Annotated in this window: 24 protein-coding genes and 1 rRNA gene; 7 read left to right on the top strand and 18 right to left on the bottom strand. The window is 29.3% G+C overall.

Annotation, left to right across the window (positions count from 1 at the left end; translation table 11 throughout):
• Nucleotides 1-5: 5 nt before the first annotated feature.
• The 5 genes from BUB51_RS05240 to rpsF all read right to left on the bottom strand — a co-directional run bounded on the left by BUB51_RS05240 (nucleotide 6) and on the right by rpsF (nucleotide 2,266).
• The gene (locus tag BUB51_RS05240; protein WP_073196076.1) at nucleotides 6-332 is read right to left on the bottom strand and encodes a MazG-like family protein; all 327 of its coding nucleotides are present in this window, start codon (nucleotides 330-332) and stop codon (nucleotides 6-8) included.
• Between the two features lie 333 nt (nucleotides 333-665).
• Nucleotides 666-1,187 carry an ECF transporter S component gene (locus BUB51_RS05235; protein ID WP_200791895.1) on the bottom strand — a complete coding sequence of 174 codons (522 nt, stop codon included), beginning with the start codon at nucleotides 1,185-1,187 and terminating at the stop codon, nucleotides 666-668.
• 124 nt (nucleotides 1,188-1,311) lie between these two features.
• A complete protein-coding gene (rpsR, locus tag BUB51_RS05230; RefSeq protein ID WP_143153570.1) occupies nucleotides 1,312-1,533 on the bottom strand; it encodes a 30S ribosomal protein S18 in 222 nt (73 codons plus the stop codon).
• Between the two features lie 14 nt (nucleotides 1,534-1,547).
• Entirely contained in the window at nucleotides 1,548-1,964 is a 417-nt protein-coding gene (locus tag BUB51_RS05225; RefSeq protein ID WP_073196073.1) for a single-stranded DNA-binding protein, read from the bottom strand.
• Nucleotides 1,965-1,981: 17 nt separating this feature from the next.
• Nucleotides 1,982-2,266, bottom strand: a complete 285-nt coding sequence (rpsF, locus tag BUB51_RS05220) for a 30S ribosomal protein S6 (protein ID WP_073196071.1) — start codon at nucleotides 2,264-2,266, stop codon at nucleotides 1,982-1,984.
• A 270-nt stretch (nucleotides 2,267-2,536) separates the two neighbouring features.
• On the opposite strand from rpsF, the gene BUB51_RS05215 reads away from it, so the two are divergent.
• The 3 genes from BUB51_RS05215 to BUB51_RS05205 all read left to right on the top strand — a co-directional run bounded on the left by BUB51_RS05215 (nucleotide 2,537) and on the right by BUB51_RS05205 (nucleotide 5,676).
• Nucleotides 2,537-3,718: a sensor histidine kinase gene (locus BUB51_RS05215; RefSeq protein WP_073196069.1), complete on the top strand. Its 1,182-nt coding sequence runs from the start codon at nucleotides 2,537-2,539 to the stop codon at nucleotides 3,716-3,718.
• Nucleotide 3,719: 1 nt separating this feature from the next.
• Nucleotides 3,720-4,379 (top strand): response regulator, encoded by a 660-nt coding sequence (locus BUB51_RS05210; RefSeq protein WP_035164008.1) that lies wholly within the window; start codon nucleotides 3,720-3,722, stop codon nucleotides 4,377-4,379.
• Nucleotides 4,380-4,530: 151 nt separating this feature from the next.
• Nucleotides 4,531-5,676, top strand: a complete 1,146-nt coding sequence (locus tag BUB51_RS05205) for an MFS transporter (protein WP_073196067.1) — start codon at nucleotides 4,531-4,533, stop codon at nucleotides 5,674-5,676.
• A 31-nt stretch (nucleotides 5,677-5,707) separates the two neighbouring features.
• Here BUB51_RS05205 and BUB51_RS05200 read toward each other — a convergent pair whose 3' ends face one another.
• From BUB51_RS05200 to yedF, 4 genes are all read right to left on the bottom strand, one after another.
• On the bottom strand, nucleotides 5,708-6,889 hold the full coding sequence (locus tag BUB51_RS05200; protein ID WP_073196065.1) for an aminotransferase-like domain-containing protein: 1,182 nt from the start codon (nucleotides 6,887-6,889) through the stop codon (nucleotides 5,708-5,710).
• Between the two features lie 170 nt (nucleotides 6,890-7,059).
• Nucleotides 7,060-7,263, bottom strand: coding sequence for a DUF951 domain-containing protein (locus BUB51_RS05195; protein ID WP_035164013.1), 204 nt, complete (start codon nucleotides 7,261-7,263; stop codon nucleotides 7,060-7,062).
• A gap of 147 nt (nucleotides 7,264-7,410) precedes the next feature.
• On the bottom strand, nucleotides 7,411-7,677 hold the full coding sequence (locus tag BUB51_RS05190; RefSeq protein ID WP_035164014.1) for a putative Se/S carrier protein: 267 nt from the start codon (nucleotides 7,675-7,677) through the stop codon (nucleotides 7,411-7,413).
• 14 nt (nucleotides 7,678-7,691) lie between these two features.
• Nucleotides 7,692-8,288: a sulfurtransferase-like selenium metabolism protein YedF gene (yedF, locus tag BUB51_RS05185; RefSeq protein WP_073196064.1), complete on the bottom strand. Its 597-nt coding sequence runs from the start codon at nucleotides 8,286-8,288 to the stop codon at nucleotides 7,692-7,694.
• A 334-nt stretch (nucleotides 8,289-8,622) separates the two neighbouring features.
• On the opposite strand from yedF, the gene BUB51_RS05180 reads away from it, so the two are divergent.
• The 4 genes from BUB51_RS05180 to BUB51_RS05165 all read left to right on the top strand — a co-directional run bounded on the left by BUB51_RS05180 (nucleotide 8,623) and on the right by BUB51_RS05165 (nucleotide 11,163).
• The gene (locus BUB51_RS05180) at nucleotides 8,623-9,027 is read left to right on the top strand and encodes a hypothetical protein (protein ID WP_073196062.1); all 405 of its coding nucleotides are present in this window, start codon (nucleotides 8,623-8,625) and stop codon (nucleotides 9,025-9,027) included.
• A 28-nt stretch (nucleotides 9,028-9,055) separates the two neighbouring features.
• A complete protein-coding gene (locus BUB51_RS05175) occupies nucleotides 9,056-10,315 on the top strand; it encodes an MFS transporter (protein WP_073196060.1) in 1,260 nt (419 codons plus the stop codon).
• Between the two features lie 73 nt (nucleotides 10,316-10,388).
• Nucleotides 10,389-10,751: a DUF2089 domain-containing protein gene (locus tag BUB51_RS05170; protein WP_073196058.1), complete on the top strand. Its 363-nt coding sequence runs from the start codon at nucleotides 10,389-10,391 to the stop codon at nucleotides 10,749-10,751.
• Nucleotides 10,752-10,782: 31 nt separating this feature from the next.
• Nucleotides 10,783-11,163 carry an SHOCT-like domain-containing protein gene (locus tag BUB51_RS05165; protein WP_073196056.1) on the top strand — a complete coding sequence of 127 codons (381 nt, stop codon included), beginning with the start codon at nucleotides 10,783-10,785 and terminating at the stop codon, nucleotides 11,161-11,163.
• An 18-nt stretch (nucleotides 11,164-11,181) separates the two neighbouring features.
• Here the strand turns inward: BUB51_RS05165 and BUB51_RS05160 are convergent, their stop codons facing one another.
• The 9 genes from BUB51_RS05160 to rrf form a co-directional block, all read right to left on the bottom strand.
• Nucleotides 11,182-11,877: a CvpA family protein gene (locus BUB51_RS05160; protein WP_073196054.1), complete on the bottom strand. Its 696-nt coding sequence runs from the start codon at nucleotides 11,875-11,877 to the stop codon at nucleotides 11,182-11,184.
• 12 nt (nucleotides 11,878-11,889) lie between these two features.
• Nucleotides 11,890-12,909, bottom strand: coding sequence for a DUF5711 family protein (locus BUB51_RS05155; RefSeq protein WP_423230307.1), 1,020 nt, complete (start codon nucleotides 12,907-12,909; stop codon nucleotides 11,890-11,892).
• A gap of 172 nt (nucleotides 12,910-13,081) precedes the next feature.
• Nucleotides 13,082-14,122: a YkvI family membrane protein gene (locus BUB51_RS05150; protein WP_073196049.1), complete on the bottom strand. Its 1,041-nt coding sequence runs from the start codon at nucleotides 14,120-14,122 to the stop codon at nucleotides 13,082-13,084.
• Nucleotides 14,123-14,187: 65 nt separating this feature from the next.
• A complete protein-coding gene (locus BUB51_RS05145; RefSeq protein WP_073196047.1) occupies nucleotides 14,188-15,909 on the bottom strand; it encodes an NADH-dependent [FeFe] hydrogenase, group A6 in 1,722 nt (573 codons plus the stop codon).
• Nucleotides 15,902-17,194 (bottom strand): NADH-quinone oxidoreductase subunit NuoF, encoded by a 1,293-nt coding sequence (gene nuoF / locus BUB51_RS05140; protein ID WP_073196046.1) that lies wholly within the window; start codon nucleotides 17,192-17,194, stop codon nucleotides 15,902-15,904. Before nuoF ends, BUB51_RS05145 begins: the two co-directional genes overlap by 8 nt.
• On the bottom strand, nucleotides 17,194-17,667 hold the full coding sequence (locus BUB51_RS05135) for an NADH-quinone oxidoreductase subunit NuoE family protein (RefSeq protein WP_073196044.1): 474 nt from the start codon (nucleotides 17,665-17,667) through the stop codon (nucleotides 17,194-17,196). Before BUB51_RS05135 ends, nuoF begins: the two co-directional genes overlap by 1 nt.
• 13 nt (nucleotides 17,668-17,680) lie before the next feature.
• Complete coding sequence (locus tag BUB51_RS05130; protein ID WP_073196042.1) at nucleotides 17,681-18,040, bottom strand: (2Fe-2S) ferredoxin domain-containing protein; 360 nt, start codon at nucleotides 18,038-18,040, stop codon at nucleotides 17,681-17,683.
• A 147-nt stretch (nucleotides 18,041-18,187) separates the two neighbouring features.
• Entirely contained in the window at nucleotides 18,188-20,833 is a 2,646-nt protein-coding gene (locus tag BUB51_RS05125) for a sigma 54-interacting transcriptional regulator (RefSeq protein WP_073196040.1), read from the bottom strand.
• Between the two features lie 202 nt (nucleotides 20,834-21,035).
• Nucleotides 21,036-21,152: ribosomal RNA gene (gene rrf, locus BUB51_RS05120) — 5S ribosomal RNA — on the bottom strand.
• Nucleotides 21,153-21,174: the final 22 nt, after the last annotated feature.

The following is a 21,174-nucleotide window of genomic DNA, read 5'->3' as shown; positions in this document are numbered from 1 at the left end:
CTCTATTATCTCCTCGATTTATTTAAATACTCTCTTAGTTTGCTCAGATCCCCATACCATTTTTCTATTTTATGTTCTTCTATTACACCTAATTTAATTTTATTTTCAATTTTAGAATCTATACTTTCAAAACTAAACCCCAATCTCTTCCCAAGCAAATATGTTACTAAAATAATATTAGCTAAAGCATCTAGTAAAGCCTCTTGACTATCTTTTATCCCTTTAACAAACAGCTCAAAAAATGATGCTACCGCCGTTAAAAGTTCACTTTTGAGCCATTCAATAACTTTTATATTCTTTGTAATATCTATCTTATCATCTTTAAAACCCATCTTCTACTCCCCCTATATAATATTATAGCAAATTTGAATAAATAATGAACTATTCCAACAATTTCTAACTAAAATCTTAATAAAATTCTACATATTAAAATTTATTATGTCAAATAGATTTATACCCTTAACATAGAAAAAAGCAGCCAAACGGCTGCACTTAGAATATATCTTTAAGTGCTGAATATATATTGAGCTTGTTGACAAAGTAAAATATTTTATGAAAATGACACTCATGCAGACGAATTTAGAAAAAACTAAATTCTTTCAAGCATTCGCTTTCATTTTCATAAATATTGAAAAATATAAGTTTATAAGCAGTTTGGATTTATATTATGATTTATTAAAAATATTTTCTGGTAGCATTTTTATTATTAATACAGCTAAAAATCCTCCAACAAGCGCTGTATATAATTGAGGAAGAGATAATGCAATAATAAGTTTTTCAGGCACTTTTGGTATAAATAATTTAATCAAATATCTAACAGAAAAAGCTAACCATATGAATTTAACAAAAGCAGCTCCTACTAAACCTAAATAATCTCCCCATTTAGAAACTCTATTTCTAATATAATTAAAAACTACAACTAATAAAGCATTCCCTATCATAATAAACGGAACTAGATGGAATTTAGGCATTATCCCTACAAAAAAAGCTATTAAAGGTGTCAAGCAGCCAACTATAATTCCTGATAAAGTCCCAACTAATGCACCACTCATTATAAGTACCATATTTACCAAAGGCCCTACTGCTGGTTGAGCAAATGCTCTAAAACCTATTTGAAACACTAAAGCTAAAGCTAACATTAAGCCTGTCCTCGTTAAAAATGAACTATTAATGTTTCTATTTCCCATACACCTCACCCTTTTAATATTTATATATCTAAAATATTCCTATGAAAATTATAACATAATTTATGAATATGAACAAAATATTCGAGTTAAATAAAAAAGAAGTGGACTATCCACTTCTTTGATATTATTCTACAGTATATGATAATAGAGCTATATTTCTTGCTCTCTTTATTGCTCTTGTTAATTGTCTCTGATGTCTTGCACAGTTTCCTGTAATTCTTCTTGGAAGTATTTTACCTCTTTCAGTCATATACTTTTTAAGTCTATTTACATCTTTGTAGTCTATCTTTTCTATTTTATCGACACAGAAACTACATACTCTTTTTTTCCTATTTCTTCTAGCCACTCTTGTCCCTCCTTCTAGAATGGAATTTCATCATCGTCTACCGGCTGAAATCCTTCTGCTGGTATCATATCATCTGCATTCATGTCCATACCTTTGCTGCTAGATTTATTGTCTCCCCAATCTAGGAATTGTACTCTATCCGCTACTATTTCTGTAACATATCTCCTTTCACCTTGTGGAGTTTCATACGATCTAGTCTGTATACGACCTTGAATTCCTACAAGTCTGCCTTTTCCTAGATAGTTAGCACAGTTTTCGGCTTGTCTACCCCAAACTACAATTTTAAAGAAATCAGTTTCTCTTTCTCCTTTTATATTAGTAAAAGGTCTATCAACTGCTATATTAAAGGTGGCGACTGCTCTTCCGTTTTCAGGTAGAAACCTCAATTCTGGATCTCTTGTCAATCTACCAATTAATACAACACAATTCATTAACTCACCACCTTTTTTTACTCATCTTCCTTTACAATCATATGTCTGATAACTTGTTCAGTTATCTTAGAAATTCTGTCAAGCTCGTTTACTACACTTGACTCTCCTTGGAAGTTGATAACAACATAATATCCTTCAGCGTAATGCTTGATTTCATATGCAAGCCTTCTTACGCCCCACTCATCAACCTTCTCAACAGTACCATTTTGTTCGATGATACCCTTAAACTTTTCAATTATGTTGTTTCTAACTTCCTCTTCTAGATCTGGGACAAGAATAAACATAGCTTCGTATTTTCTCATCACTTTCACCTCCCTTTTGGACTTACGGCCCTACTAAATAGGGCAAGGTTAACTACATTCTAGTATTATATCATTAATAAATATATATTACAACAATTTTTTGTCATCTCAAATGCTTTAAACACTTAAAATTTTCTAATTACAACATTCAATTAGTTAGAACAAAACCTTTGTTAGTAAAGAAAAATATATATAGTAAAAAGAATTTCTCAAATCAGGAAAAATTTGATACAATTTTGATACAATAATGTAGAACCAAGGAGGATTTTTATGTATAAATACAGTGAATATGGCTATATATTAAAAAATGCTATTATGATACTGCTTTTAATAAATGTAATACCTAAATATAAAAGTATAAGCCTAATTTTAGTTTTAATAGGTTACTTATGTACATTATTAAATGATCATCTTAGATATACTTATTTCTATAAAAACGATAAAAAATACATAATCTCATTAATAATATCTTTTCTCACTGGAACATGGTTAATAATTTTTATTAAAGGTGGAACAGAATTTTATTTTTTCATGATACTTTATGAAATTATCATTTCTCTAGATGGACTATTGCAAAAAATTCTTTTAATAAGTCATGCTTTATTATATTTTTTCGCAACTAATATTAACAAAGCAAAAGTATCATCAATACTAACAAAGACATTTTGGAAAAACAATGGTTTTGACTTCCTATTTATAATAACGACTTACGCAATGTCTGTTATTCTATTTTTATATTTGAAACTTCAAATTACTGAAAGGAAAAAAGTACAAGATTTAAATAAAGAACTTAATCTAGCCTATGAAAAACTAAAACAATATTCAGCAAATGTGGAAGAACTCGCTATTGCCAAAGAAAGAAATAGGATTGCAGCAGATATACACGATTTTTTAGGACATTCTCTTGTAGCATTAATCATGCATTTAGATTTTTTAGAAAATGTTTTAAATCAAGAATACAAAAATAAAGACAATATAATGGAAATAGTTAGAAAAACTCAAAATATTGCTAGAGAAAGTATGCAAAAACTTCGAACAACAGTCTATATGTTAAAAGAAGAAAAAAGTGATTTGAAACAATCCTTAAAAGAACTAATAAATACTTTAAATATAAATGAAAAAATAAAAATAATATTAAATACAAGTAAAGATATAGAAAATATAGCTCCAGAAATAAAGAATATCATATATAGAACGGTTCAAGAAGGGCTAACTAATTCAATTAAACATGGGAAAGCTACTAAAATCATAATTAATATATATATAGATAAAAACAAAATTGAATTAGTAATTAAAGATAATGGCATAGGATGTAAAGATATAATAAAAGGAAATGGATTAACTAATATTGAAAAAAGGATTTCAAATTATAATGGTGAAATATTATATAACAGCAATAATGAAGGATTTACTTTACATATGTTTATTCCTATTGAGAAAGGAAAGGTTTAATATGATAAAAGTAATGATTGTAGATGATCAAGCTCTTATAAGAGAAGGGTTGCAAATGATATTAAGCCTTTATAATGATATAGATATTGTTGGCGAAGCATTCAATGGGCAGCATGCTTTAGATATTATAAAAAATATCAATCCCGATGTAGTGCTTATGGATATTAGGATGCCGATAATGGATGGTGTAGAAGCTACAAAAATAATTAAAGAAAAGTATCCACATATAAAGGTAATAATCCTGACAACATTTAATGAAGATGAATATATATTTGAAGGTTTAAAAAATGGTGCAGACGGTTATATATTAAAAGACATAAAATCTGAAGAAATAGTAAAAGCAATAAAAGAAGCTTATAAAGGAAATGTACTTTTACAGCCCGAAGTAGCAAAGAAAGTTGTAAAATCATTTAATAACCTCAATAAGAATAATAAACTTACAAAGCAAGCTGAATTTGAAGACTTACTTAAAGATTTAACACAAAGAGAGATTGAAATTGCAAAGCTAATTGCCGAAGGAAAAAGCAATAAAGAAATAAGTAGAGAACTTTTTATAACAGAAGGAACTGTCAAAAATCATCTGACTAGAATATTGAATAAATTGGAACTCAAAAACAGAACACAATTGGCGTTATTGATAAATAATAAAATTAATAAGTGAAACAATCACTAAAGTTTCACAATTAATAATATAACTAAAGTCATAAATAGAGCTTTTTTAGCTCTATTTTTTTGTTACTCAAAATAGTTACTTTAGTAAGTTTCTAAATAATACAAAGAGTTGTATTATTTAGAAGATAGGAGGTGTTAATATGAGCGAACTAAAGGCTTTAAAAAAACCTTTATATTTTATTTCATTCCCAAGTGCCTTTTTAAGTTTTATACTGCCTATATATGCATTAGAACTAGGCTCGACTCCTATTGAAATAGGCATTCTATATTCAATTTTTTCTCTATTAGCCATATTAATGCGCCCCATAGTAGGAAAATGGATAGATAAAAAAGGTAGAAAAAACGGCTTATTAATAGCTTTTGGATTTTATATTACAACTTCTTTGATATTTTTAATAAGCAGAAACTATAAATATTTATTCGCTGCTCGAATATTACAGAGCATTGCAAATTCATTTTTAATAATAAGTCTTGATGCTATGGTATCAGATATAAGTAATCTCGAAAACAAAGGTAAGAACTTTGGAATAATATCACAATATCGAAATAGAGGAGCCTTTGTTGGAAGCACAATTGGATTTATTATTTTTTTTAATGGAGCTTTTGATAATCCATTTGCTTATATATTCGGAATATATCTTTTAGCAGCTACTTATGCTCTATTTTTAGGGATAAGAGACATAAAAGAAACTTTAAGAGTTCAAAGTATAACAGTCAATAAAGAAGAAAATATCAAAAAAGAATTTTATAAATACATCTTAATAATGGGTATATTAGCCGGAATAGAAAGCATAATTACACCAGTTTTTATGTTGTATTTAAAAGAAAATATTACAAGCAATTTAATGCTCATTAGTTTTATATTTATACCCGGTGCAATACTATCTATAACACTTCCTGCAAAACTAGGAAAATTAGCTGACAACTTTGGAAGAAAAAAATTAATGATTGTAGGTCTTCTATTACAATCGTTATTCATAGCAATGATACCAATTACTAAAGGATATTATACATTTATGATATTAGACATTTTTATAACTATGAGTCAATTATTAATGTCTCCAGCTATTAAGGCATTAGTAAGTGAAATAACTGGTGGAATTTTTAATGGAAAAGCATATGGAATATACCATTTATCAGTTGGTATAGGAGGCATAATAGGCCCTCTACTAGGAGGATACATTTATCAAAATATAAATAAAAACTTTCCTTTCTATTTGCAGGGAATAGCTCTGATTATAATTTCAATAATTATAATATTTTCAGTAAAAGAAAAGAATAGATAATTTTAAGGTCCCTTCTAAAGGGACCTTTATATTAAAGCATTTCCTTTATTACTTCTGCCAATCTTTTAATTCCTATTACTATCCTCTCTTCATCCATATTTGAATAGTTAAGTCTCATTGTGTTTTCATGCCCACCATTAGGGAAGAATGAACCTCCTGGCACAAATGCAACATTCTTTTCAATAGCTTTTTCTAAAAGCTCCCTAGCATTTATATGTTCTGGTAATTCAACCCAAGTAAACAATCCACCCTCTGGATAAGTATACTTAATTCCTTCAGGAAATTCTTCTTTCATAGTATTTAGCATTAAATCTCTTCTTCTCTTATATACTTTTTTAATTTTTTCAATGTATTCGTCTAAATCATACTTTTCTAAGAACTTATTTAATTCTCTTTGAGCTATAGTACTAGTTTGTAAGTCCGCACCTTGTTTAACTAAAATATATTTCTGAAGAACTTCGGTATCGGCACAAGTCCATCCTAATCTTAATCCAGGGCAAAAAGTTTTAGAAAATGTACCTAAAAATATAACTCTTCCTTCTGTATCAAAATGTTTAATTGCCGGAGGTCTTTCTCCTTCAAATCTTAATTCTCCGTAAGGGTTATCTTCTATAATAGGTAAATTGTATTTATTTGCAACTTCGACTAATCTCTTTCTTCTCTCTACAGACCAAGTTCTTCCTGATGGATTTTGGAAATCAGGAATTACATATATAAATTTCGCTCTTTCCGTCTTTTCTAAAATCTTTTCTAATTCTTCTATTATCATTCCATCATCATCAGTAGGCACTTCTGCAAAACTACACTGATAAGCTTTAAAAGCATTTATTGCTCCAAGATAACTTGGGCTTTCACAAATTACTACATCCCCTGGATCTAAAAATATCTTTCCTGTAAAATCAAGCCCTTGCTGTGAACCGCTAGTGATAAGGATATTTTCATAAGTTACATTAACGCCGACTTTAGCCATTCTCTCTGCTATTTTCTTTCTAAGAGGAGTATATCCTTCAGTTGTACCGTACTGTAATACCTTTTCTCCCTCTTCTTCCAAAACTTCTCTTGTTATTTCTTTCATTTCTTCAACAGGGAATAATTCTGGTGCAGGTAATCCTCCTGCAAATGAAATAACCTCTGGTTTTTCTATAAGTTTTAATAATTCACGTATTTCAGAAGCTCTGATATTTCCCATGCGCTCTGCATAATTTAATGCCATGGTAAGCACCTCCAAATATTCATAATTTATAAAGTAAAACGTTTTCCTTTTCTTCTCTATAATTAGTTTACTATATTTATATAATATTGTCTATTTCAATTACTTCAAATTTTTGCAAATAATGATTTTTCGGACAACGAAATCTATTAAATTTTTTTAATACATAATTTCTATTGTTCATTTTGTTCCGACTGGCTGATAATTTTCTTAATTCTCTTTTCCAATTTCTTTCTAGGTAACCAAACTTGTCTATTACATTCAAGACATTTAATCCTAAAATCTATTCCAGTTCTCATAATTTCCCATTTGTCTCCTCCACAAGGGTGTACTTTTTTTAACTGCACAATATCTCCTACATTAAGTTTCATAGGCATAAATATCTCTCCTTTTTTAAACTAAATAAAGCTACCTCTTTTATGAAGTAGCTCTAAATATATTATATTATATTTTATACTATTGACAAAACATTTTATAAATATTGCAGTTTCAACAAATAAATTTCTACAAACAAACTTAAAATTTTAATATACCTTATTTACTGTCCTCCTACCGTCTTGCTTCATAATTTCATATATCCCTTTTATATTAAGCGCTCTGCTTTGAATGCATGATAATACTTCTTCTAAGAACTTTTTATCAAATTTAATAGATAAACCACAACTTGCAGTTATCTCTCTAGGAGTTGGTATAACTTTAATTTCTATATTTCTATTTTTTAAAATTTTTTCGCCCTGTATTGCATGATTAGTTGAATTGAATACTGCAACACAAAATACCTCTTTAATCATATCAAATCATCCTTCTATAATACTATAGTATTTGTTGCATTCTTCATTTTCTCTACTATAGTATACATATTCGTAACTTCTCCTACTTTTAATTTATCATTTAAATTATAAAAATCTAAGCAAGTTCCACAAGATAATATCTCTACTCCCTGTTCTTCTAATTTTTTCAAATCCTCTATTACCTCCGAACCCTCAATAGTCAATTTTACTCCACTATTTAAGAAAAGTAAAGTAGACGGATATGGAATTGATTCAGTCAATGTATATATATATCCCTTCATTAATATTTTACCTAGCTCATCAGAACCCCTGCCCATTTTATCAGAACTAAAAACTATAGTCATATCCTTGAATATATTTGGCTGGCAAGTATTACTTTCAACTTCTTGAGTTTCTCCTTTAGTAATATAAATTATAAAATCATTATCTCTTGTCTTTTCTACATTGAAATTATAATTCATACTTTTAGCAAGCTTAGATACATTTTCTTTAGCAACTTCATTATCTACAATAGTAATAACTACTCCCGATTCTATCTCATCTAATGCCTTTTTAGTCATTATTACTGGTTTAGGACAAGCCTTACCTCTTGCATCAACTTCTTTTCTCATTTTAATCCCCTCCCGTTTTTATTGCTTGCATATGCCTAAAACTTTAATTATATTATAGTTTTATTTGACTATAACATTCAACATAATAAAAGTTCTATAGATATTATCTATATTAATAGATGTTATTATAAAATTTATCTATGCTTTTAGAATTTATCATTAAATAAATATATTAATTTTTTTAATTTAAGGTTTAATTTTTTTAATTTTAATATTGACTTTTATTAAAAATAATAATAACATATAATTAGAATTTAAAATAATTCATTTTATACTTTTAAAAGTTAAAATATTTTAACTTATTTTTAAATATGTTACATAAGGAGGTTTTTCCTTGAAGAATAGTATTCAAAAAATATTAACAATGTTAGAGAAAAAAGAAATTGATGTAAAAGAAGCCATTTATTTGCTAAAAAGTTTACATCCTGATATCAACAAACCTAAAAAAAGAGCTTCAAAAATAAAAATCACTATCATAGACGAAGAAAAACATAAAATCAATATACCAGCAATGCCATTTTGGATAGTTCAATTATTATCTAAAGCAGGATTAAAACTTACTATAATTACTTCTAAATATTCAAAACATTTGGATAATAATACATTAAAATACATAGAAACTTTAAAAGATATAGACCTAAATGAAATATTTAAAGTTTTAAAAATGCATGAACCTTTTGATTTAGTGAATATTGAAGATGGAACAGACGGAAGTAAAATTAAAATAATTACTTTATAAAGCTTTAAAACGAAAAAGGAGCATTCATATGTACAAGAAATTATCAAATATATTTTCCCAATATAGCGGGTTGTCAAAATCTGCATATGTAATCTTTTTCGCAAAAATGATTACAAACATGGGCGCATTTATATGGCCGCTACTTACACTTATATTAAAACGTAAAATAGGTTATTCAGCATCTACAATAGCTATAATATCGTTAGTTATAGGAATAATATACTTACCTGCAACTGTATTAGGTGGTAAATTAGCTGATAAGTATGACCGTAAGAAAATAATTATAATATTTGATTCTATAAGTGTTATATTTTTTATATCCTGTGCATTCGTAAAACCAAGTAATCTAATGACAGCACTATTTGTAATTGCAGGTTTATTTGCAACTATGGAAGGTCCTGCTTTTGAGGCATTAATTGCCGATGCTACAAAACCACAAGAAAGAGATAAAGCGTACTCATTATCATATCTTGGACATAATTTAGGTTTCATTATAGGAGGGGCTATAGGGGGATTACTATTTGAAAAATATTTAAGTTTAGCATTCATAATCGACGGATTAACAACACTATCTTCAACCATATTAATTATTTTATTTGTAAATGTTTTAAATGTCGATGATTTAACAGATAATGAAAAAAATGAATATGAAGACCATGCCAGTAATGATGTTTCATCTTTTGATATTTTAAAAGAACGTAAATCAATATTAATTCAGTTACTTGTTTTTATGCTTGCAGCATTTATCTATAATCAATTTTCATTTACATTACCTCTTTATATGGAAACTATATTTTCAGATAAAGGAGCTCAATATTTCGGCTTATTGTCAAGCTTTAACGGGTTAATAGTTATTTTATTTACACCAGTAATGACTCATATATTAGAAAAATTAGATGAACTGCCAAAAATCATTATTGGATTACTTCTTTATTCATTAAGTTTTTTAATAATTAGAAATACAGTAATATATTGGGTGTTCTTTGTGATGATGTTTGTATTTACTATAGGAGAAATAATTAACACGTTAGGAGCATCACCATATATAAGTCGAAGAGTTCCAGCTTCACATCGTGGAAGAATTAATAGTTATAGTAATATTGTATATTTTATTGGCGGAATTGCAGGACGTATTACCATGGGTTGGGTAATAGATACATTTTCATATACAACTGCTTTTACAATATTAGCAGGAATAGGTATAGTTAGCACTATAATAGCTTATTTAAATTACAAACTTGATAAAAAAATATTTCCAAAACTTTATGAGAAAAAAATTATACTGTAAAAATAGTTGCCGACATTCTATATGTTTAAAAAACGAATGAAAAAAATAAAAAAATCTTTGAGGAGGATAGTTGATGAAAAAAGAAGTAATTGGAAGATGCCCTGTTTGCAACAATGAACTTGACGTAACAAGGCTCCACTGTAACTACTGTAATACAACTATAGAAGGTAAATTTTCGCTGTGTAAGTTTTGTAAATTAAATGATGAACAAAAGTATTTCGTTGAAGTTTTTATTAAAAACAGAGGAAACATTAAAGAAATCGAAAAAGAATTAGGAATATCATATCCGACAGTAAGAAATAAACTTGAAAATGTTATAGAGGCTCTAGGATATAGCCCAAAATATACTCCCAAAATCGATAAAAAAGAAATTTTAACCAAACTTAGTACAGGAGAGATAACTGCCGAAGAAGCTGTAAAACTTCTAAAAGAATAAATTAAAAAATTAATTTTAAGGGGGAAATATCATGTCAAATTTTAAAGAAGAGAAATTACAAATCCTTAAAATGATTGAAGAGGGAAAAATAACGCATGAAGAAGGTTTAGAACTATTAAATGCATTAGAAGAAAAAGATAAAGAATTTAACAATACATCCAATGCAAAATGGCTAAAGATAAGAGTATATGATCCAGATGATGAAACTAAAGTAAATGTAAACATTCCTATCGCTTTAGTCGATGTAGGATTAAAATTTGCAACAAAATTCTCACCTGAACTTAAAAACTCAAATTTAGAAGATCTTAATTTAGAAGAAATTATACAGATGATCAAAAACGGAGCACAAGGAAAAATAGTAGATGTAACAAACGAGCGAAATGGAGAAAAGGTTGAGATTTTCGTAGAATAAGCATGGCAGAAGCCATGCTTATTTAAATAACCCATATCCTTTTAGATAATCTATTATTAAATTATTGCTGTATAAATAATACCCAATAGTCGAATCATAGACTCCTTTTGTTATAGCTCCATCTGGAAACATTGTAATAACAGGAGTAATAATAGCAAATAAAATATACAGTATAAAAACTCCTTTTATTAATCCAAAAACTAATCCCGCCAATTTGTTTATTTGCCTTAAAACCGGCAAATGTGCTATATTGTCGAGAATACTAACTATTATATACAATATAAATTTAGCAGCTAGAAAAACTATTATTATACTTATTATATCTATAAAAAGGCCTGTTAGTTTAGTAGATATCATATCAGAAGCTGTATTCATTGTATTGTTCATATAAGAGTTCACATTCGGATCATTTATCATATTTTCACCTAATTTACTCGGTAATTTAAGTATTTCAAAGAAATCACCTATACTACCGGAATTCCCTATCTTATTCATTATAATTTCTACTCTCGTTGTAACATATTCTTTTATAGTACCAATGATATTCGGATTATTTTTTATAAAATTTGCAACTACAGGATAATACAATTTAGCTATATACAAAGACAAAATAAACCCAAATAGATTAAATACCGTTATTATCAGCCCTTTGCTTAATCCTCCTATTCCATTTACTAATAGTATAACAATTACAACATAATCTACCCAATTCACAAGTATCAACTCCTAATTACTCTTCAAATTAACTAACTTCATAATCTTTATTCCTTCATTCGTAATAACAATTAATTTATCTTTTAAAACACCCACAGACTTTATCTTTTCGCTGATATTATAATCTAAAAATACATCTTTACTTATTCCATATATCTTTTTATCACCAACTAGATAAATATTGCTATCCCTTATATATATCTTTTTTATATTTTTATCAACTTCCTTTTTCATTTTAGTTCTTCCATTTATACTAATAACCTCTAAATACTTTTTGTTTCCAGCATATAGTAAAATAATCTGCTTATTCTCAATATCAATATTCAAATCTATTATTTCTCCATCGATACCCCTATCCCAAAGCAATTTCTGTTTACTATTTAACAATTTAATATCGCTTTTTGTAACTGATAATATTTTATCATCAATAAAATTAATTTTCGATATTATATCATTTTCAACATCTTGCTCCCATATCTCATAGCCATTTATAGAATATAATGCTACTTTACTTTTTATCTTTTCATCACTCAAATCTAAAACATTAATAAGCACTTTCTTTTTATCATTTGAAATATCACAATCTAAAGCTATCCCCTGTTCTAAAATAATATTGCCAACTAAATCACCTTTCAAATCGAATATGTTTATCTGATCCTTTTTCTCCCCAGCCTTTGTAAATACAATCAGACAATCTCCTTTTTCAATGATATCTTCTATCGATTTTTTAAAATCATAACGCCAAATTTCCTCGCCATTTAAATCTAAAGCAATAACTTGTCCATTTATAGAATCTAATATGTATATATTATGCATGCCAAATCGTACAATCGGATTTATAGCCTTTATATCCTTTTTCCACTTTACAGTCCCATTATAATCTAAAGAAATGATTTTATTTGGACTTACAATTAAAATTTCATCGTCATAAATTTTAATTCCTGAATATTTATTCATATCTATGTTCATGCTAGACATTAGTTCTAGAGTCTTTGTACTATTATTTAAAAGCAATCTATCTATATTAAACATCTTACTTGAAGCAATCAGTATGAGTAAAAAAAATAACAATACAAAAAATTGTAATCTTTTACTATGCCTCTTTGTTCTACTATCCCTCAAAACCTCCAACCCCTTTAATGAAGCTATTTACCTTATAATTTACTATTCTGTTTTCCTTTGTAAAATCCTTCTGTTTAAATTTTCAAATCTTTTTAAATATGAAACTTAATATAATCGAAACTAAAATAGGAATCCCTATTATACCATACAATGGATATAATATAGATATTAACCTTGAAAAACCAATTTTAGCCATAGGTATTGTTACAAACACAAATAATATTGAAAATAGCCTTTCGTCAATCTTAATAATTTTTGATACCCTTCTTATACATCCAAATCCATTTGCAATCGCCGTAGTAAACATTGCACCCCATAATATCAAACTGTAAATTTTTTCACCGTTTTCACCTAAATATTCGGCCACCTTTAACATAGGAAGTTCAAGATGAAAAACATCCGTATAGAGTATTAATAACGGAATAAGTATAAAAATTGCTAATACTAATAGACATAATCCTCCAAATAGTCCTCCTTTAATAGCTTCTGTTTTATTAGGTATTATAGACGATAAAGTGCTCATTACAACTAAAACAGATATACAATTATAGCTTACATAAATTACTGCTGAAGTTAGCCAATTACCAGTTATCGAGATTTCAGCCCCTCTATAATTACTAAATACTAATCCCTCTTTTAAAATCACAAGCATACTCATCGTAATAATACCTGCTAATAATAGCGGAACTATTATTTGATTTGCTATTGAAATGCCTTTAATACTGAATAAAAAAGTTACCATTGTGGCTATTCCCATAATAAATATACCAATACTGTATGATAAATGGAACCGTTCAAAAAAAATAGCACCACTACCGGCTAACATAACACAATATCCGCCGAATAAGAAAAATAATATTATAATTTCAAATACAGAACTTAATTTATTTCCGAACATTGAAACTAAAAAATCTTGATACCCTTTTAAATCATTTTTATATACAGAAACTAAAATAATACTCCCTATAATACTAAACAGTATTCCTGAAACTATAATCCCTAAAAAGCCTTTAACACCAAATACTCCAAAAAATTTCATTATCTCCTGTCCCGAAGCAAAACCTGCACCTATAACCGTTCCGATATATATAAAAGATAAATTTACCCATTTTCGATTCCTCATAAATAAGCCCCCTAACACTCCATTATTAATTTTATGTGTATGGGGGCTTGGATAATGATATATATTTAATTTTTCCTATTAATATAATGAGTATGAAGTAATTGGTGAGATTTATGCCCTAGAGGCTCTTTCAAAAACTCCTCATAAAGTTTATTTACTACAGGATTTAAATGAGACTTTCTTATAGCATATGAAATATCTACGTTATATATTGCTTCTATTCTCTTCTTCTTAATCTCATTTGTACTTGGTATAGGCTGGCCGCCACCACCTATACAGCCACCGGGGCAACACATTACTTCAATAAAGTGATAATCCGCTCTGCCTTCCTTAATCATATCGAGAATTATTTTAGCATTTTTAAGTCCATTAACTACCGCAACTTTTACTTTCATATTATCCATTTCTACCGCCGCTTCTTTATATTCATCTATTCCCCTTAATGCAGTAAATTCAATCTTCTCTAACTCTTTACCCGTTACCTTTTCATATACTGTTCTAAGTGCAGCCTCCATTACCCCACCAGTAGCTCCAAATATGGCACCTGCTCCTGTTGCAATTCCAAATGGCCTATCAAATTCTACTTCTTCTAAATCTTCCAATTGTATTCTCGACTCTTTAATCATCTTACCTAATTCTCTAGTTGTTAAAACAATATCTACATCTTGATATCCTGAACTATTCATTTCCTCTCTAACTGCTTCTGCTTTTTTAGCAGTACATGGCATAATAGATACTACTACTATATCTTTAGGATCTATACCAAATTTTTGAGCATAATATGTTTTAGTTAATGCTCCAAACATTTGCTGTGGTGATTTACAAGTAGAAACATGACCTAATAATTCTGGATAGAAAAACTCTATATATCTTATCCAACCGGGACTACAAGATGTCAACATAGGAAGTTTTCCTCCATTTTTTATCCTATGAAGCAGCTCGCTTCCTTCCTCTATTATTGTCAAGTCTGCCGTAAAATTTGTATCAAAAACTTTATCAAATCCTATAGCTTTTAAAAAGGCTACTATTTTTCCTGTAACTATACTACCCGGTTTAAATCCAAACATTTCTCCTAATGATACTCTAACTGCTGGCGCTATTTGCACAACTACATGTTTGCTTTTATCCTCTAATACATCCCATACTCTTTCGATATCTTCTTTCTCATATATAGCACCTACTGGACAAACATTAATACACTGTCCACAATATACACATGCAACATCACTTATTTTTTCATATAATCCAGGTAAAATCTTTAAATCATCACTTCTATTGATAGCATCTATTGCACCAACTCCCTGCACATCATGGCATACTTCTATACATCTTCCGCATTTAATACATTTATTAGGATTCCTTACTATTGAAGGATTAGATTCATCAATTGGTAGATTTTCTACTATCCTATCATATTTTATTTCCTTTATGTTTAATTCTTCACTTAACTTCTGAAGTTCACAATTTCCATTCCTAACACATGTCAAACAATCACCATCATGTCTTACTAGAATAAATTGCATTATATTTTTTCTTGCTTCTCTAACTTTTTTTGTATTTGTTCTTATTCTCATACCATCTCTAACTGGTGTACAACATGAAGCCGAAAAATTCTTTTGTCCTTCAACCTCAACTATACAAATTCTACAAATCCCCTTTATTTTCTGATCCGGGTGATAGCAAAGAGTGGGAATGTTAATGTTTACCTTCTTTGCAGCTTCAAGTATTGTTGTCCCTTCATCTACTATTACTTCTCTATTATCTATAAAAACCTTTACTTTACTCATCTAAAACACCTCCTTTAAAGGTGCATTTCCCTGCTCGGCAATACCCCTTCAAATGTTCCTCATATTCTTCTTTAAAATATTTCATTGTAGTTATCAAAGCTGTTGGAGCTGCCTGCCCTAATCCACATAATGAACACTGCTGCATAACGTCTGAAATATTTTTTAATAAATCTAAATCTCTCTTGCTGCCTTTACCTTCTGCTATTCGCTTTAGTATTCTAACTATATGATAATTGCCCTCTCTACATGGCGTACATTTACCACATGATTCATGCTCGAAAAATTCGGAAGTTACTTTTATAAAATCAACTACACATGTGTTTTCATCTACAACTAAAATTGCTCCAGAGCCTAATCCTATATCATGTTTTCTAAATTCATCAAAGTCGAGTCTTAAATCTAACATATCGGCAGGTATACAAACACCTGAAGAACCTCCTATTTGTAAAAACTTCAATTTCCTATCCTCTATAAGCCCGCCGCAAATATCATATATAATCTCTCTTAAAGTTATACCGAATTCAACCTCATAAACTCCTTTATTAACTACACTTCCAGATACGGAAATAAGTTTAGTTCCACTACTCGATTCTGTTCCATATTTTTTATAATTTTCGGCCCCTATTTCTAAAATAACTGGAATATTGGCAAGTGTTTCAACATTATTTACAAGGGTTGGTTTTCCCCATAAACCTTTATTAGGAGGATATGGAGGCTTAAATCTAGATCTTCCAGGTTCGCCTTCAATAGATTCTATTAATGCAGTTTCTTCCCCGCATACATATGCTCCGGCTCCCGATCTAATCTCGATATCAAAACTAAAATCGCTACTCAAAATATTGTCTCCTAAATAACCTTCTTTTTTCAATATATCGACTGCTTCAATCAATAGCTCTTTTGATTTTGGATATTCCCCCCTTATATATATAAACCCTTTTTTAGCACCTACAGCATAACCAGCTATTAACATACCCTCTATAATCTGAAATGGACATCCATCTAACAAAATCTTATCTTTAAAAGTTCCCGGCTCTCCCTCATCTGCATTACATATCACATATTTCTCATCACTTTCTTCCATAGATACAAACTGCCATTTTAAACCTGTTGGAAATGCAGCTCCTCCTCTTCCCTTTAGATTTGATTTCTTTATTTCATCAATGACATCTATTGGTTTCATTTTAAATAAAACTTTTTCTAAACTTTTAAAACCGCCTTTTTCTCTATAATCATATATTGATAAAGGATCTAACTTGCCACATAATCTAGAAATTAAATTTACCATTATTCGCCCCCCTTTCTCAATGAAGCTATTATTTCGATTATTTTATTTCTATCTAAATTCCCATATACTTTATCATTTATCTTTACTGCCGGAGCTAAATTACATGCCCCTATACAGCTTGTATATTCTAGTGAAAACATTCCATCCTGTGTTACTTCCCCCATCTTTATTCCTAAAACTTCCTCAAAAATCTTTACAATATCGGAAGAACCCGAAATATAACATGGTGCACTATTACAAATTTGAATAGCATACTTACCTCTTTTTTTAACAGATAACATTGAATAAAATGTTGCTACTCCATAAACCTTGCTTAACGGTATGTCTAACGATTCTGAAATCATTTTCAAACTTTCTGTTGGTACATAATTACCTTCTGTTCTCGATTGAATTTCAAGTAATATCTCGATTAATTTATCTTTCGTATTTCCTTTTTTATCAATTGCATCTGATACAATTTGCTGCAAATTCATATACATTCCCCCCTCACATTTTTAATAACCATTCTTCCATCGGCTCTCCATAAAGAGAATGAGATACAATTATAGCTCTAGCCTTTGAAGGTGTTACTAATTCGTAAGTGTATTTCATACCATTTGGCATATAAATGTCTAGTAATGGTTCTTTATAGCAAAGTCCAATACAGCCAGTCGTTTCTAATATTACATTGTGAATGTCTGCTTCGACTAAAACTTCCTGCATTGCCCTTAATACTTCATTAGCTCCTACACTTACGCTGCATATTGAATATCCTAGTACGGCTCTTATCTTTCCACTTTCCTTTTTACTTTTTATAGCTTCTTCAGCCGATTCTCTTAACTGCTGATAAAAATCGTTTAATATCATACCTGCAACCCCCCTTCGTTTGCTAAATATAAATTGCATAATTTATGCCAAAAAAAAATCAATAGTCAGCAGTTGATAAATAACAATCTATCAACTTACTAACTATTGACTAATATCAGCAAATTTCCAAATAATGCATTTATGCATTTAATCATGCTTTAAAGCATTGCTTTTTATATATTTCTGTATCTTCCTTACAACCGTCGACTGATTAACGCCTAATACTTTTGCCATTTCATATGTGGATTTACACTGCTTATATGCTCTTTTTATCAATTTCTTTTCAACTAATTCAACGGCTTCTCTTAAAGGCATTATCCCCTCTATATCTATTTTTTTAGAGCCATCATTTGTATTTTCCAATAGAAACATAGGTAAATCTTTTACATCTATTATATCCCCTGGCGTAGTAACAACTACTCTTTCAATCAAGTTTTCCAGTTCTCGTACATTGCCGGGCCAATTATAATCTTCAAGAATCTTTTCAACAGATTTAGATAATCTTTTATTACATCTATATTTTGAATTAAATATGTCTAAAAAATGATAACATAGTGGCAGAATATCGGTTTTTCTCTTTCGTAACGGTGGTATTTCAATAGGAACTACATTCAATCTATAATATAAATCGGCTCTGAATTCTCCTCTTTGAACCATTTTATACAAATCCCTATTTGTAGCCGCTATTATTCTCACATCTACATACTTTTCCTTTATTCCTCCTATTCTCATAATCTTTCTCTCTTGTATAACTCTCAACAATTTAACCTGCAAGTTTAAAGGAAGTTCTCCTATTTCATCAAGAAATAATGTCCCTTCATCTGCAAGTTCTATAAGACCGGGTTTCCCTTTCTTTTTTGCTCCTGTAAAAGCGCCTGTCTCATATCCAAATAGCTCGGACTCAATCAAATTTTCTGGTATAGCACCACAATTAATTTTAATAAAAGGCTTATCTTTTCTTATGCTTAAATTGTGTATAAAGTTCGCAACAATCTCTTTCCCTACGCCCGATTCGCCTAAAATCAAAACTGTAGAATCAACTTTTGCTACACTACTTGCTAAACCTAATACTTCTCCAAATTCGATACTATTAACTACAATATTCTCATTATAATAGTCTTTATATTTTATTCTTTTAGTTTCTTTATGGTATTTTTGCAGTTTTCTAGTTTCTTCTATTTGTTCTCTCAATCTATTTAATTCGTCTATATCCCTTATATTAGTTACTACCATTTTTACTGAAGAATCATTGTCAAATATAGGTGTCGCTGTTGCTAAATACTCTTTATCATTATGAGCATATTGAATAAAAGATATCCTTCGCTTTTCCTTCAACACCAATAAAGTTGCCGAAGGGAAAATAATATTTTTATTTTCCATGTCTTTAACCGATTCTTCTTTCTTAGTTTTATATCCTACCATTTTTCTCCATGCCGAATTTGTTTTTAATATTCTACCATTTCCATCCGTAACTACAAGCCCGTCATATGATGATTCAATAACTGCTTCTAATTCGTCTTTTAAATTTTTTGTCTCCTTTAATGTTTCTGATAACTGTTCAACCAGTTTACTCTTTTTAGAAATAAGATATGGCAGACACATATCTACTTCTGCAATCCCCTGCAATACAGCTATTGCCTTCTCTCTGCACGTATTATATCCACATGCACCACAATTTAGTTCATCTTCTTTAGTAAATTTATTAGTCATATTTAATACCCTCTGTATTTCACTTTCTGTAGGATAAGGTAATATGCTCCTTTTATTGCTATAATGTCTTGTAAAATCCAATCGTAATTTAACTTTATGTTTATTTATTTTTTTAGTACTATTTTTATATTCATAAATTTTATTAATTCTTTCATAATAGTTTAAACTACTATCGATTTTAGGACCATCTATACATCCTCTACACATTAAAACATCAACAAATTTGCCCTTAAATTTACCATCTTTAATAGCATTTATTAATTCGATGCAGTCTTTATCATTATCTATAACTACATATTCACTTTCATTTAAATTGTATAAAGATTTGAGATTTCTTAACAATCCTCCAGATAAAGGAAATAGTTTTCCTTCATCGCAGTATATGCTATCAAAATCCATTTCTTTAGCTTTTTCAATATTGACACCTTTAATTTTAAAAATATCTTTTAACTCATCAAATGTAAGTACACTGTCAATAATTCCATTAAATTGTGGTTCTAAAGCCTCACATTTCTTTGCTACGCAAGGGCCAATGAAGACTATTTTAACATCTTTGCCTTTATGCATTTCCCTGATAATCTTTCCTGTTGCAATCATCGGCGATACAAAAGGTAAAAGATATTTTATCATCTCTGGATAGTGTTTTTCTATCAAAGATATAAATGCAGGACAGGGAGAACTTAAAAAAAGATTATTTTCTTTATTTTTAATATACTGGCTAATAGCCTCAATAACATACTCTGCTCCTACTGCAACTTCCCACACTTCTGAAAAACCAACTTCTTTTAAAGCTCCAATTATCTTTTTATAATTATATTTATGAAAACTTACTACAAATGAGGGTGCTATGCAGGCTATAACCGTATCATTCTCTTTTAAGATGTTAAGCGTTTTCCCTTTACTGTCAAGTACTATTTTAGCTTCTTGAGGACAACTTTTAATACATTTACCACAATTAATGCACCTTGAATGGATTATTTTAGCCTGTCCACTTTCGATCTGCACGGCTTTAGCAGGACAATTCCGAACGCAAGAATAACATTGTTTACACTTATTTTGACTTATACTAATAATATCCTGCATAGATATCACCTCATTTTTTATTATTATAAATATATTTAAACTTATACTAATAATATCCTTCTTATACATCATATATTTAATATGTTTATAGTTTCCTATTGTTATAATAATATGTATTTTGATAGGCTATTATTATAGTAAAAGTAAAAAGCACAAAAAAACAAAAAAGCGGCCTAATGCCACTTATACAAAAAATAAAAGAATCCGGCAACGACCTACTCTCCCAGGCGGTCTCCCGCCAAGTACCATCGGCGCTGGAGGGCTTAACTTCTGTGTTCGGAATGGGAACAGGTGTGACCCCTCCGCCATTGTCACCGGATTTACAATCTTCGATTGAATTT

It is taken from the genome of Caloranaerobacter azorensis DSM 13643, assembly GCF_900129995.1.
Taxonomy (GTDB): Bacteria; Bacillota; Clostridia; order Tissierellales; family Thermohalobacteraceae; genus Caloranaerobacter; species Caloranaerobacter azorensis.
This window is presented reverse-complemented; position numbering and strand designations above follow the sequence as displayed.

Coding starts and splice junctions, on each gene's coding strand:
- BUB51_RS05150 (WP_073196049.1), bottom strand. CDS start 14,122: ATGAGGAATCGAAAATGGGTAAATTTATCTTTTATATATATCGGAACG.
- BUB51_RS05175 (WP_073196060.1), top strand. CDS start 9,056: ATGTACAAGAAATTATCAAATATATTTTCCCAATATAGCGGGTTGTCA.
- BUB51_RS05190 (WP_035164014.1), bottom strand. CDS start 7,677: ATGATTAAAGAGGTATTTTGTGTTGCAGTATTCAATTCAACTAATCAT.
- BUB51_RS05240 (WP_073196076.1), bottom strand. CDS start 332: ATGGGTTTTAAAGATGATAAGATAGATATTACAAAGAATATAAAAGTT.
- yedF (WP_073196064.1), bottom strand. CDS start 8,288: ATGAGAAAAGAAGTTGATGCAAGAGGTAAGGCTTGTCCTAAACCAGTA.
- BUB51_RS05195 (WP_035164013.1), bottom strand. CDS start 7,263: ATGCCTATGAAACTTAATGTAGGAGATATTGTGCAGTTAAAAAAAGTA.
- BUB51_RS05125 (WP_073196040.1), bottom strand. CDS start 20,833: ATGCAGGATATTATTAGTATAAGTCAAAATAAGTGTAAACAATGTTAT.
- BUB51_RS05170 (WP_073196058.1), top strand. CDS start 10,389: ATGAAAAAAGAAGTAATTGGAAGATGCCCTGTTTGCAACAATGAACTT.
- nuoF (WP_073196046.1), bottom strand. CDS start 17,194: ATGGTAAATTTAATTTCTAGATTATGTGGCAAGTTAGATCCTTTATCA.
- BUB51_RS05145 (WP_073196047.1), bottom strand. CDS start 15,909: ATGAGTAAAGTAAAGGTTTTTATAGATAATAGAGAAGTAATAGTAGAT.
- BUB51_RS05210 (WP_035164008.1), top strand. CDS start 3,720: ATGATAAAAGTAATGATTGTAGATGATCAAGCTCTTATAAGAGAAGGG.
- rpsF (WP_073196071.1), bottom strand. CDS start 2,266: ATGAGAAAATACGAAGCTATGTTTATTCTTGTCCCAGATCTAGAAGAG.
- BUB51_RS05200 (WP_073196065.1), bottom strand. CDS start 6,889: ATGGCATTAAATTATGCAGAGCGCATGGGAAATATCAGAGCTTCTGAA.
- BUB51_RS05205 (WP_073196067.1), top strand. CDS start 4,531: ATGAGCGAACTAAAGGCTTTAAAAAAACCTTTATATTTTATTTCATTC.
- BUB51_RS05155 (WP_423230307.1), bottom strand. CDS start 12,909: ATGTTTAATATAGATAGATTGCTTTTAAATAATAGTACAAAGACTCTA.
- BUB51_RS05235 (WP_200791895.1), bottom strand. CDS start 1,187: ATGGGAAATAGAAACATTAATAGTTCATTTTTAACGAGGACAGGCTTA.
- BUB51_RS05130 (WP_073196042.1), bottom strand. CDS start 18,040: ATGATATTAAACGATTTTTATCAGCAGTTAAGAGAATCGGCTGAAGAA.
- BUB51_RS05225 (WP_073196073.1), bottom strand. CDS start 1,964: ATGAATTGTGTTGTATTAATTGGTAGATTGACAAGAGATCCAGAATTG.
- BUB51_RS05135 (WP_073196044.1), bottom strand. CDS start 17,667: ATGAATTTGCAGCAAATTGTATCAGATGCAATTGATAAAAAAGGAAAT.
- BUB51_RS05165 (WP_073196056.1), top strand. CDS start 10,783: ATGTCAAATTTTAAAGAAGAGAAATTACAAATCCTTAAAATGATTGAA.
- BUB51_RS05215 (WP_073196069.1), top strand. CDS start 2,537: ATGTATAAATACAGTGAATATGGCTATATATTAAAAAATGCTATTATG.